Annotated in this window: 10 protein-coding genes; 5 read left to right on the plus strand and 5 right to left on the minus strand. The window is 45.5% G+C overall.

The features are described 5' to 3' along the window. The first annotated feature begins 103 nt into the window (after window positions 1–103). Window positions 104–2,101 carry a TonB-dependent receptor gene (locus ACXAGK_RS07075; RefSeq protein WP_474855186.1) on the plus strand — a complete coding sequence of 666 codons (1,998 nt, stop codon included), beginning with the start codon at window positions 104–106 and terminating at the stop codon, window positions 2,099–2,101. On the opposite strand, the gene ACXAGK_RS07080 is transcribed toward ACXAGK_RS07075, so the two are convergent. Both ACXAGK_RS07080 and ACXAGK_RS07085 read right to left on the minus strand, forming a co-directional pair. Continuing rightward, entirely contained in the window at window positions 2,096–2,653 is a 558-nt protein-coding gene (locus ACXAGK_RS07080; protein ID WP_474855188.1) for a PepSY domain-containing protein, read from the minus strand. The genes ACXAGK_RS07075 and ACXAGK_RS07080 overlap by 6 nt on opposite strands. Window positions 2,654–2,766: 113 nt before the next feature. Then, a complete protein-coding gene (locus ACXAGK_RS07085) occupies window positions 2,767–3,903 on the minus strand; it encodes a hypothetical protein (protein ID WP_474855190.1) in 1,137 nt (378 codons plus the stop codon). Here ACXAGK_RS07085 and ACXAGK_RS07090 point away from each other — a divergent pair. Together ACXAGK_RS07090 and ACXAGK_RS07095 are read left to right on the plus strand one after the other, a co-directional pair. Next, complete coding sequence (locus ACXAGK_RS07090; RefSeq protein WP_474855192.1) at window positions 3,902–5,353, plus strand: radical SAM protein; 1,452 nt, start codon at window positions 3,902–3,904, stop codon at window positions 5,351–5,353. The genes ACXAGK_RS07085 and ACXAGK_RS07090 overlap by 2 nt on opposite strands. Window positions 5,354–5,363: 10 nt before the next feature. Then, a complete protein-coding gene (locus ACXAGK_RS07095) occupies window positions 5,364–7,136 on the plus strand; it encodes a DUF1223 domain-containing protein (RefSeq protein ID WP_474855193.1) in 1,773 nt (590 codons plus the stop codon). Window positions 7,137–7,164: 28 nt separating this feature from the next. Here the strand turns inward: ACXAGK_RS07095 and ACXAGK_RS07100 are convergent, their stop codons facing one another. Genes ACXAGK_RS07100 through ACXAGK_RS07110 form a run of 3 tightly spaced genes read right to left on the minus strand, consistent with a single transcriptional unit; the run spans window position 7,165 to window position 10,926 of the window. After that, window positions 7,165–9,378: a xanthine dehydrogenase family protein molybdopterin-binding subunit gene (locus tag ACXAGK_RS07100; protein WP_474855195.1), complete on the minus strand. Its 2,214-nt coding sequence runs from the start codon at window positions 9,376–9,378 to the stop codon at window positions 7,165–7,167. Beyond that, a complete protein-coding gene (locus ACXAGK_RS07105) occupies window positions 9,365–10,405 on the minus strand; it encodes an FAD binding domain-containing protein (RefSeq protein WP_474855197.1) in 1,041 nt (346 codons plus the stop codon). The genes ACXAGK_RS07100 and ACXAGK_RS07105 overlap by 14 nt, the downstream gene beginning before the upstream one ends. After that, the gene (locus ACXAGK_RS07110; RefSeq protein WP_474855199.1) at window positions 10,405–10,926 is read right to left on the minus strand and encodes a (2Fe-2S)-binding protein; all 522 of its coding nucleotides are present in this window, start codon (window positions 10,924–10,926) and stop codon (window positions 10,405–10,407) included. Before ACXAGK_RS07110 ends, ACXAGK_RS07105 begins: the two co-directional genes overlap by 1 nt. Window positions 10,927–11,169: 243 nt before the next feature. Between ACXAGK_RS07110 and ACXAGK_RS07115 the strand changes: the two genes are divergently transcribed. After that, window positions 11,170–11,901 carry a YehS family protein gene (locus tag ACXAGK_RS07115; RefSeq protein WP_474855201.1) on the plus strand — a complete coding sequence of 244 codons (732 nt, stop codon included), beginning with the start codon at window positions 11,170–11,172 and terminating at the stop codon, window positions 11,899–11,901. 93 nt (window positions 11,902–11,994) lie between these two features. After that, complete coding sequence (locus tag ACXAGK_RS07120; RefSeq protein ID WP_474855203.1) at window positions 11,995–12,939, plus strand: alpha/beta hydrolase fold domain-containing protein; 945 nt, start codon at window positions 11,995–11,997, stop codon at window positions 12,937–12,939. The last annotated feature ends 28 nt before the right edge of the window (window positions 12,940–12,967 follow it).

The following is a 12,967-nucleotide window of genomic DNA, read 5'->3' on the forward strand; positions in this document are numbered from 1 at the left end:
TCAACGTTCTTCAATGTTTATTGATACTTCATCAGGTTTACCTGCATCTATGACTTCGCCTTTAATATGTTCGTCGCCTATATCTTCGACAAGGGCTTTTGCAGTGTTTTTGCTATCACTTTTATCGACACCGAGCTTTGCTCAAAGCGAACCATCCAATAGCGTTGAACGCTATACGGTAACGGCTACGCGCCCCTATTATGACGAAGCGCTCTCACGCATATTTCCACAATATGATTTTGATAAAAGTAGTCTTGTTTCGCCTTTGCACACCAATGATGTGCTGCTTCAATCACCGTCAGTATCGTTAAATGGGCAGGGAGGACAGATACAAAGTATTAATGTGCGAGGGTATTCGCGGTGGCGAATTCAAACCTTGCTGGATGGCATACCTATCATCAGCGATAGGCGCGCAGGCTCAAGTGTAGGCTTTATTCCGCCTGATTTTATTTCATCAGCCACCGTATTACCGGGCGCAGCTTCCACTTATCTAGGCTCGGGCGCTATCGGCGGCGCGGTGAACTTACAGTTTGAATCACTCAAAGAGTCCTATTTGAGAGTAGGTTACAGTAGTAATCAGCAGATGAAGGCCGTGAGTTATGCCGGAACCAGTGCTGCCGATAGCAGCAAAAATGGCGCAAACGGCACAGACAATTCAGGCATTACAGATTGGAATATTTCATACAGAAGCGCGAATAACGGTGAGGATGCGAACGGAAATACCCTGTTTGATCAATTTGAACAAACAGGGTTGTTTCTTAGGCACAGACCTGAAAATAGCATGATAAAAGAAGCATGGACACTATATTCAAACAACAACGACATTGGTAAATCCAGCAGTGATTATCCTGAAAGCAGAATAACAACCTACCCAAATAATACCCATTGGCTTGGCAAAATAGCGTTTGAAGATAAACTATTTGCTGGGAATATTTGGTGGCATAAATCAAGCTTAGATACCTCGGTGTTGCGACCAGAAAGCAGGATAAATGACAGCGAAAACGAGGCGTTTGATTATGGTTTCAATATCAATACAGATACGCAGTTAAAAGGCTGGGACTTAAACTGGCAGTTTCAGTTATCCGGTCGTGAAGGTGTGGTGGCAGATGAGAGAGAATTCACTTTAACCCCAGTCGAAAGCGCATCGCCTAACTCTACATCGCCCAGTTTGATAACAAACGCATTTGAATCTGAACTTGCCTATGAAGTGCGTACTCTCGACGCTAGCGAGATTAATACTGCAGCGGTTGTTGATGCTTCACATCAATGGCAACGCTGGTCCGTTGCCATGGGGGCAAGGATTGATTGGCAGCGACAGTCTGATGGTTCAGGTGCTAGCACAGCTCAGCCTAATGATGTCCAGCCTAGTAGGTCGCAATCAACCACGAATTTTAGTGGCTATCTGGGCGCAAATTATCAGATTTCTCCCCATTGGTCAGCTAGCATGTATGTTTCTAGTGCATTTAGAAACCCATCTTTAACTGAGCGCTTTTTTGCTGGGGAAACGCCTCGAGGTACGGTGCTGGGTAGTACTCAGCTTGAAACCGAACAAGCCCTTAATAAACAGCTAACCCTGGCCTATAGCGCAAGACACATTCAGGGCTCGATTGAAGTGTTTCATCAGCAAATTGATAACTATATTGAACGTATTACAGTTGCTGAAGATGTACTTCAATATGCTAATTTAGATAGTGCAACTATAGAAGGCGCCAGCTATCAGGTTAGCTGGCAATCACAAGACAGCATCGTAGATGCTCGTCTTAGTGGCATGTGGATTAGCGGTGAAGATAACTTGGGCAACACCATTGCAGATATACCGGCAAACTATCAGCGTCTAGATGTAGGTGTTAATTGGCAAGCCACGCGCTTTTTTACGGTACTAAGCTATCGGGCTAGTAAGTCAGACATTGCAGACGGCGAACGAGCCCTTAGCGACGTTTTTACCCTGGATATTGGCGCGAACTGGCAGTTAGGTGAGGATATGCAACTTCAAGCAAGCTGGAGTAACCTCACTAACCAACACTATTACACCAGCGCTGATGACAAAGCCGCGTTTGCTCAAGGGGAAAGTGTACAGCTAGCCATCACTTACCAACTATGAGTTATTAAATGGCTGGCGGTATTTCTTTTTTCGATATTTGCTTTTCAGGGTGGTGTATAGCATAACAAGGCCGGTTACCCACAGCACAAAAAGTAAAAGGGCGGCGGGTAGAAACAGCCATAGCTTGGCACCTTCAAAGAACCAGCTGCCGTCATGAATGGCTTCGATAGTGTCTGTGCGTCGGTAGGCAACCTGAAGCACATCGCCACTTTGGGCATCAAGCTGCACTTCCCAATGGTTCTTGCCGCGAACTTTTATGACGCCTTTTCCGGGGCGAACATCTAAACGGTCGATATCGTCCCACGTATTTAAGTTAACCTGAGGCACCTGTTTTACAGCATCAAGCACTTCCTCAAAGGGCAGCGTCGGCGCGCTGTTTTGGCCTTTTTGCACTTTTTGCGTAGGCGGTTGGATCCAGTCGAATTCTTTTTTAACCTGCAATAACAAGCCGCTAGCGATAACAATGATCACAGGGATAAAAATAACCAGCGACAGCCACAAGTGAATACTGCGACTATACTTGCGACTGTTTTTGCGAAAGGAAGCGGACATGAAACAACACTTAAAACAAAACGTTAAATACACCGCATACTATACGGTAATCTCGATAGGCAGTAAAAACCGTCTAGCGCGAGGTTTATCTGTTTAAACGGAATTATCCAACGTCATTTGGTTGCGGGGTGATTAAAGTGAAGCTTTGTATCGCAGGTAAGTGAAACAACCGACTCGGTTAATATAATTTCGCCAATTTCTTGCCAATGCGCTTTGTCTATTCCTGCATCATTAAACTCGGCGGCAGAAATAGCCCAAGTCAGTGTCTTATTGGGGTAATGCTGTAACGACAGCTCATCTCTGAAATCATCTTCGTCTACCAGCGGTGTATCTGGGCTTAATGCGGCTCTCAGCCAGTGAGGGCCTTGTTTTTCGGTTTTTACTTCAAGCTCTCGCTTTATCTTGGTTTCTTTCGAAGTTATTGGTGCTGAAATGCTCAGTTCTGACGAACTTTCTTCTGTATGCCCCGCCATTCTGGAGTTTGCATCACCAACCTTTACCGCGGCTAAATGAGAAACGGGTCTAAACCGCGCATTGGCTTTTTTACCGCTAAAGGCTTTATCGGCTTTCTCAAGGTCGCTTTCCAATCGGTAGGCGGTAAGCAACTGGCTAAAGGGCGGCAGCTCACCAAGCGCTGGTTCGTTAGTCATAGGCAAGTTTGCAACATGCTTTGTTTTTGTACCGCCAAGAGAGTGCATAAGAAATATGTTCTCAGTAAGTGCACTAGGAGCATAAGGAAAAAGCTTAATCGCTATCCCAAATGCACGTTTATCCCGCTGCTTTGTTCCGCTTAAACTGACTGAAGCCCTAACAATAATAGGTACCCCTGTACCCGCTTGAAAAAGGCCTGAGTAAGGGCTGTTTTGATTCATCTTCCAAGTACCGCCAAAGCAAATTCCGTTGGCTTGAAGTAGCTTATGTTTGGTGTCTAGTTCGATAAAATTTGCATCAGATGAAAGGGTTCTTTGAGCGTGTTTTAGCAGTATGTTTTCGCCGTTAACATCAAAGTGTTTGCGCGACACTTTATATTGCGGAAGGCTTGAGTAAGGGTCAGAAAAGACTAGGCTTTTCACTTCCTCGAACGCACTCAATGGCGTAGCTAAATCGAACTGGGTTTCACTAGTCTCTGCATGACTTGTGACACAATAAAACAATGTAATTAGTACAAAAAAACGGCATGCCTTGAAAGTATTTTTAAGTGTAAAAGGTCTTTGTTGATACTGAGTAGTTTGAAAAAGGTACATGGACATGGCGTGTTCCCCTGGCACCACAAGAAATCAACAACTTGCCTCTACACGAAAGCGAATGGGCGAACATTTTACTCCCAATCAACTTTTGGGGCGAACGCATACCATTGGCTGTGTTGCTGTCGAAATCACGCAAAAATGTAATCTTGATTGCACCTTATGCTATTTGTCAGAGCATTCGCAAGCAGTTCGTGATATTCCCATTCAAGAAGTGTTCAAGCGATTAGACAACGTGCTTAAACACTATGGGCCTGGAACTAGCGTGCAAATTACTGGGGGCGACCCCACGTTAAGAAAACGCAGCGAGCTTATCGATATTGTTGCTTATGCAAATCAACTTGGCTTACATACGGCGCTATTTACAAATGGAATTGCTGCTACCAGAGACCTGCTTACTGAGCTTGCCGAAGCTGGGCTTAACGATGTGGCGTTTCATGTTGACACTACACAAGAGCGCAAAGGCTTTGATGATGAGTATTCGCTAAATGCTATTCGTGAAGAGTACATAGAGCGAGCCAAAGGACTGGGCCTTATGGTTATCTTTAACACCACGGTACACACCGATAACTTCAAAGAACTGCCCATGCTGGTGGATTTTTTTGTACAGCATGCAGATGCGGTAAGTTTTGCTTCGCTTCAGCTACAAGCTGAAACCGGCCGAGGCGAGTGGGGCGCGCGAACTGATGTGGTCGACCCGCTTACCGTAAAAGCTGCAATCGAGAAAACAATTTCTAAAGCTTTGCCGTGGGAAAAGGTACGCATGGGCCATAGTGATTGCCATAGCTACATGCCCACTTTAGTTGCCGATAATCAAGTCTATTCGGTAGTTGACGATAGCGAACTATTCGCCGAGTTCATTGAAAATTTCAAGCATATACAAACTACCCGCCAGCATGGTAAGGCAAAAATAGTAAGAGATTACATTCAAGCTTTACTGTTGCGCCCTCACTGGATTTGGCGGTTAGCAAAGGCATCATCGGCAAAGCTGTTAGAAATGCGCAGTAGTTTAGTTAAAAGTCGCGGGCGTGTGCATAAACTGTCGTTTTTTGTTCAAAACTTTATGGATGCCAGTGCGCTGCAGCAAGACAGAATTGATGCGTGTTCATTTATGGTAATGACAGCAGACGGCCCTGTATCCATGCGTAAACACAACGCCGAGCGCGACGAGCATATATTAAAACCACTTTCTTACACCAACCATCGCGGGCAGGTTAAGCAATATCAACCATTGGGAGATCGCTATCGAGAAGATAACGTGATCCCTATTCGACTGCTTGCAGATGATGAGCCTGTTCACGAACCCATCATTGGGGCCTTAAATGAATCAATCAGTGAGCCAATTAGCGATCTAAAGCAAGAGCTAACTCAGAAGTCAGCGCACGGGGTAAATAACGATCTTGGCGCTAGACCAAGTAGCGTTCCCTCAAATCAACAAACTTCAGAAATAGGATAAGGAAGAAGCCATGCAGTATTCTAATTCGCTCAAGTTTAACAGCGCTTTCGGTGACGCTTTGCGGGTGTTTGTTTCATGGGTTTTAGCGCTTTTCTTGTTGTTTTTCGTACAAAGTGTAAGTGCAAGCGAAAAGCCAAATAAAGTAAGTTCAATGACTGCTAACGCTGAAACCCAAGCGCTTTTTATGCTGAAGCAAGCTTACAAACAAGCGACTCAAGACTGGGAGTATGTATTAGCAAATTATGTTGATGAAGAAGGGCGAACTAATTTTAAAGGCTTGTCTGAGGATATTGCGCCGCTCGAAAATGTTGTGACCTTTATTGGCTTTGCTAGCCCAACCGCAACGCCTGAATTATTCACTTCGCCAGAAGAAGTAATGAGCTATCACATCAATAGTTACAACGCATTGGCAATGTTTGGCGTGATTGAAAAAGGTATTCCAGATGGCTTTACCAGCTTTTTTTCTCGCGCCGCGTTTTTTAAGTTTCGTGATGTGGTGATTGGCGGGAAAGTCACTAATTTATACGACTATGAAAATGACGTGATAAGGCCGCTAAACGAACCAAGGGCACACTTCGCACTTAACTGTATGGTGAAAGATTGTCCACGACTCCCTAAAACGCCATTTTACCCTGAGTCATTAAATGAAACGCTAGAACAGCTTACCTATGAATTTTTCAACAAGAAAAAGCACTTCTATTTGGACGATAAACGCAAGCGAGCGTATGTGTCAGAAATATTAGATTTCTATACAGAAGACTTTGTTGCGTCGGGCAAAGCCCGAGACTTACCTCAATATATCAACAAATATATTGAGCAACCCATACCTTCGAACTACAAGCTTCGTTTTATTGATTACGACTGGCTTATTAATGTACAGCCGGAACAATCGAAGGTTTCAACATCTATAAATAGAGACGTAGATAATGCTTCGAGCCAAGCAGCAAAGAACCCCATAGTTAAAGCTGCCCTTACTCTGCATTCTAATGAGAGTAAAACTGCAGGTTTAGCACATGCTCCAGCGTCTGAATTAGCACCGTTGCTAACAACAAACTCATCATCCAACGAATCAACAGACGCGCCCTTTATACTTACCAGCACGCCCAACCAAACAACCGTATTGGAACTTTACACATCTCAAGGTTGCAGTAGCTGCCCGCCGGCAGAAAAATGGATTTCAGGCTTTGTAGATAGCGAAAAATTATGGACAGAACTTGTTCCTATTAACTTTCACGTGGACTACTGGGACTACCTTGGTTGGAAAGATCCGTTTGCTGATAGCGCTTTTAGTGAAAGGCAGCGAGATTACAAGCGTGTAGGCAAAGCCAACACTATCGCCACGCCCGGTTTTGCTCTAAATGGCCGAGCTTGGAACGGTTGGTTTCGCGGGCAGCCGTTACCGAACAACACCGCCCCTTTGTCTGGCGTACTTCACGCTTCGGTAGAAAACGGCAACATAGACGTGACGTTCAATAAAATAAACGCCAGCAAGGATAATCCTTCGCTAACGGTTCACGCGGCATTACTTGGTTTTGGCATAGAAACATCGGTAAAGCGAGGTGAGAACGCAGGGCGTAAGCTAACTCATGATTTTGTAGTGTTAGATTATGAAAAAGCGGTGTTAAATAGCGAAACTGACGATGCTCGCGCATTTCAATATGAGACAAGCTTATCTTTGCCTAGCAATACGCATGTAGAAACCACAAAACGCGCCCTAGTTATTTGGGTATCCTATGCTAACGACCCTTCTCCGCTTCAAGTCGCCGCGTCTTGGTGGATGTGAAGCGGCCTCGTTGGGCCGCTTTTGATGCTCAGTTTTTACCAGCGATTATTTTATCCATAGTAATGGGAAAGTCTCTTACTCGCACTTTGCATGCATCAAAAATCGCGTTTGCGATAGCGGCGCCAGCACCAGTAATGCCTAGCTCACCAATGCCTTTTGCGCCTACCGGCGATGCGGCATAATCAGGCTCTTGTAAGAAATCTAAACTTACCTCGCTAATATCTCTATTTACGGCAACGTGATACTCACCGAAGTCTGGGTTTACGAAGCTTCCCGTGTCTGTATGGTGGTGGATCCCTTCGGTGAGCGCGTAGCCTGCGCCCCATACCATTCCACCTTTTATTTGAGACGACGCCGTTTTCATATTTAAAATTTGCCCCGCACTGAACATGCCGTACTGTCGAAGAAGCCTAACTTCACCTGTGTATTCATCTACCTCAACTTCCGCGAAATGCGCGCCGCAGGAGTACTGCTCATCGTCGCTGGTGTCGTCTTCGGATACTTTGCCACTTGCTGATAACGGGAAGTCGCTGCGAGAGATAAAGTCGTTTAGCAAGTGCTTGTCAGTCGTAGCATCAATGTTACCTTGTGCGCTAGGCTGCAACTTTATCTGACCATCTGAAATGTGCACTTCGGCTTGGCTAAGGGCAGAGGGAAGTGAGCTTTTAATATTCGCAATAAGCGCTTCACACGCCTTTTTAACTGCCGAGCCAGAGCTAGCGGCTCCGAATGAACCACCTGAACCGCATGAGGCGGGGTACCGGCTATCACCCAGTTTTACTGTGACATTATCTACCGACGTATTTAAAGTATCGGCGGCAATTTGGGTGAGAATAGTGTAGGTGCCTGTACCAATATCTGTCATATCAGTACGAACCGTTACCTCACCGGTAGCACTTAACTCCACTTCAGCTGAACTTTCCACCAGTACATTCATGCGCATAGCACTCGCTACCCCATGACCGATTTGTTTACCCGGTGTGGGCTGCGCTTTATGCTGCCACTTGAAGTTTTGCGCGCCTTGGCGAAGGCACTCACCTAAGTTGTGGGTGGTAAACCGTGTGCCTTTCATAGGGTGTACGACAGGCAGGTTTTTTATGCGAAACGTAAGAGGGTCGATACCTGCTTCGTGAGCAAGTTCATCAATAGCCGACTCAAACGCAAGAGATCCAATGGCATCTCCGGGAGAGCGGGTAGAGTCGATAAGCGGAAGGTCTACGTCTTTAACCCTATGCGTGCTCTCGATAAACTGTGATTTATAGGTAACCCGTGCGCCAGCCCCCGTTGCTTCGGCAAATTCATAGCCTTTAGCTTTTGGCATAGCGCTTTTGTGCTGTACGCTTAGCAGTGCATGGTCATCACCAGACGCAAGGTTTATCTGTTGTGTACTGTGCCCGCGGTGAGGAGTGTTATAAAAGACTTGTCGTCTACTTAACACCACCTTTACTGCGCGCTCTAAATGCCTAGCCCCTATACAAGCGAGCGTTGCATCGTAGTGAAGACCTAATTTAGAGCCAAAGCCACCACCTACGAAGGGGCTCTGCACGACAATGTCTTCTGGATCCATTTCAAGGGTGATAGCGAGCGCTTCTACAGCCGTCGCAATAATTTGCACGCTACAATAGACCTCAAGTTTTCCATATTGAAAATCGGCAACAGTAGCGTGAGGCTCCATAGCGGCCGATATTTGGCTTGGCGTGGTATAGGTTGTCTGGACGCTTGCGCGAATATCGCCTTGCTGTGGTTTATTTCCGCTAGATGCGTCTGCCTCAAATCCACCATCTAACGACTCTGGCTTTTGCGTAGCATCATCAAACTCTGTGAGTAAGTCTGGTGTTTTACCATTAATGGTATAGCTGACTAGACTTGCAGCATAGCGTGCTTGCTCCAAAGTGTCTGCAATAACTAATGCTACGGGTGCACCAAAATGACGAATGTGAGGTTCGTTAAGTACAGCGCGACTTTGGGTAAACCTGCTTTCATTTGCAGGCTTACTAAATGGCTTAAGGGGCCCTGCATTAATATGTGTGATCACCGCGTGTACGCCATCGGCCTGTTCTGCTTGCTCTGTATTAAGGGATGTGATTTCACCGACGGCAGTGTCACTTGATACAACCCAGCCTATCAAAGGAGTGCGTTCGCTCATATGCTCTGCAGCATACCTTGCTTGCCCTGTCACTTTTGCAGCTCCATCAACCCGGCTAACTGACGTTCCTACCGTTTTAGCGTTATGCGTTGTCATATAAAGCTCCTTCATGCTCGGGGTGCTTTTCCTGATGTTCTGCTATCTCTAAAAGCACTTTTTCTAACGTCCTGCGCAATAGTTCTGGTTTGAAGTCGTTACTGCCGTAGGTTCTCGCGCTAGATAATTCAGACTCAGCCGCCTGCGATATAACTTCAGGTGTTATCTCAGCGCCTTCAAGAACACGAATAGCCTTTTGTGGGTACCAAGGCTTGGTGCCTACACCGCCAAAGGCGAGCGTAAGGTATTCAACTCGTCCATGGTCAATTTTTAAGCCAGCAGCAACAGACACAAGGGCAAATGCATACGAAGAACGATCTCGTACTTTGTGGTAGTACTGCGTGCCGTTAGATTTCTTCTCTATGCTGACATGCGTGATAAGTTCATCTTCACCTAACTGATTTTCTATGTGTGGTGTATCGCCTGGTTCACGATAAAAATCCCTTAGCGAAATTTGTCGAGTGTTGCCATTAGGTTGCTGGGTATGCACTTGTGCATTTAGGGCCATCATGGCCACGGCCATGTCGGAAGGATGGGTAGCAATACAATGTTCACTGGTGCCAAAAATAGCGTGAATTCTATTCATGCTATTAATAGCGCTACAGCCTGTGCCAGGCTCTCTTTTATTGCAGGCTTTCGTTGTATCGTAGAAGTAGTAACAACGGGTACGCTGTAATAAGTTGCCGGCCGTTGTCGCACGGTTTCTAAGTTGAACCGTTGCGCCGCTTAATAAAGCTTGTGCAAGTAAAGAAAGTGCGGGCTGCGTGTGAGCAAACTTCGCTAAGTCAGAATTAGTCACCATGGCGCCAATATAATAGTGATAGTCGTCTTCGGTGATAGCGTTAGCTTTTTCCCATTTCGCAAGACTCACCAATGTTTTAGGTGTTTCTACCTGCAATTTCATTAGGTCTATTAGGTTGGTACCGCCGGCCAAAAAACGTGATGTATTGTCTAGCGGGACATTATCTATCGGGGCATTATCTAACGGGGTTTCGCCGTCGTAGTGATGGAGATTAAATGGCTGCATTATTGTTTCTCCAAAGCAATCACATCTGTGATTGCGTCCACTATATTTGGATAAGCGCCACATCGACAAAGGTTACCGCTCATGCGTTCGCTGATGTCTTCCTTAAGAGATGCTGTACTATTACGAGAACGGCTGTAAGTAACAGCGCTAGGTTCTTTATTACTTAGTTCGCGAAGCAAGGATACCCCTGAACATATCTGACCGGATGTGCAGTAGCCACATTGAAACGCGTCACGCTCGATAAAGGCTTGTTGCAAGGGATGGAGTGATTCACCTTCGCCTGCACCGTTGCTTATACCTTCAATAGTTGTGACTTCAGCGCCTTCTAGCTGAAATGCAAACACTAAGCACGCGTTGATGCGCTCGCCGTCGGCGATTACAGTACACGCACCGCACTGACCGTGGTCGCAGCCTTTTTTAGTGCCAAACAGTGATAAATGTTGATGAAGAAAATCTAACAGTGTAGTTCGCGGGTCATCAGGAAGACTGACGTCTTTCCCATTGAGATTTAACGTTGCCATGGAAGGTTCCTTTTACCAATGAGCTCAATTTCGGTACTCCAGTGAAATGAGCGTGACGAGATTTACAATATGGTTACGCCATCAAAGTTAATTTGGTTTCACCATGAGCCAACTGGTGACGCTTGCTTTTAGCCCGTGATAGATGCAAATGCTTAAGTGGTGTAAAATATAAAAAAGAGCGGATCGCTCTACACCTTTAATCTATGCCGCTTATTGGCTACTCCACCTTTCAGGCCTACTTACATGATCCACAACGATGTTCTACGTCGCCTTCGTTATGCATTAGCTATAAACGACACCGCCGCAATAAGTATTTTTAAATTAGTTAACTACGATATGGAGATTGACTATTTACATGCCGTAATGAAGCGAGAAGACGAAGCTGGCTATTTGCCGTGTCGTGATAAGATTATTGCGCTGTTTCTTGATGGATTGATTATAAAGAACCGAGGCCGACAAGAAGGGCAAGCACCCAAAGAGCTTGGGCCAAAAGAGCGATTAAGTAACAACGAAGTACTTCGCAAAATTCGTATAGCAATGAGTTACAAAGATGAAGATATGATTGAAGTACTTCAACTGGCTGGCTTTAGAATTAGCAAAAGTGAACTTTCTGCATTGTTTAGAAAGCCAGACCATCGCAATTACAAACCAGCGGGTGATCAAGTGGTCCGTAATTTATTGCAAGGTATGGTGAAAAAGTATCGACCTGATTCATCAGGTACCGGCCGCAGTGCGCAAACAGGTCTTCAAAAGCCAGCCGCTAAAGTGTTAGACGAGAATCGGCCAAACGATAGTAAACGCGTTAAAGGTAAACCGAACGAGAATAATCCTCATACTAACAAGCCAGGAGTTACATCGTCGGTAACTAAAAAGGCTAAGCGCTCAGTTAGCCACAGTGCTAACAATGAAATGCAAAAGGCCAAAAAGCAACATGATGCATCTGTGTGGGGCGAGCTACCTGCTAAAAAGCGGTGAATAAAGTTCACCGCTAGATGACTTCCATTTGCCAGTGCTTGAGAGCTTGTTAGGCTTACTGACTTCAATCAACATAGGATGGAGTTTTCATTTATGCGGTTTACTTTTGGGCTTGCTACGCTTCTAGGTATAGCAATCATGCTAGTAGGGTGCGGTACGACTAAAAGCGATAAGAGCGAAACAAAGAGCTACAAGGCCGAAACGCCATCTTTAAATGTAGACAACATTAGCCCCCAGTATATAGTTTACAAGACAGTTAATGGTAAACGTTTAGCATTGGACCTATACATGCCAACTTCCTCTGAAACTGCCCCTACACTCGCCGTATGGGTTCATGGTGGTGCTTGGATGAGGGGGAGTAAAAACGAGACCCTGTCCAAAAATGGTAATTTAGTCGCTTCTTTACTCAATGAAGGTGTGGCGGTTGCCGCAGTAAATTATCGACTTAGCGGTGAGGCTATTTATCCTGCAGCACCCAATGACATAAACGATGCGATTAATTTCTTAGTTGATAATAGCGATGATCTTAAACTAAGCGCTGATCATGTAATAATGATGGGGCGCTCAGCGGGAGGGCATCTGGCCTCGCTTTTGACCACATCAAACAACGACGACGCTCCATTTCTTGATGCAAAGCCGCGCTACCGCGTTATTGGTATGGTCGACTTTTTTGGGCCTTCTGATCTTATGGCCTTGCGGGGTAACAGCGGCAAAGTGGATCACGACGCGCCTGATGCCGCAGAAGCTCAATTTTTGGGTGAATCTCCGCTGGCCAACGAAGCTCTAGCGCGAGAAGCCTCGCCGACCACTTATATAGATAACGAAACGCCGCCTTTTATTATTTTCCATGGACTTGATGATGGTGTAGTACCCGCTACGCAAAGCGAATTATTAAGTCGCCGCCTAGACCAGTTTGGCGTGCCAAATGAGTTGTTCCTTGCTAAAGGTAAGCGCCATGGCGATCCGGTATTTGATACCGACGAATTTGTCTCGAAAATAGTTAACTTTGTAAGAGAAGTTAAAAAGGAAAATAACTAAATTTATTTCAATAGAGTAAAAGGGAAAA

It is taken from the genome of Alteromonas sp. ABM1_013 (genome assembly GCF_056160505.1).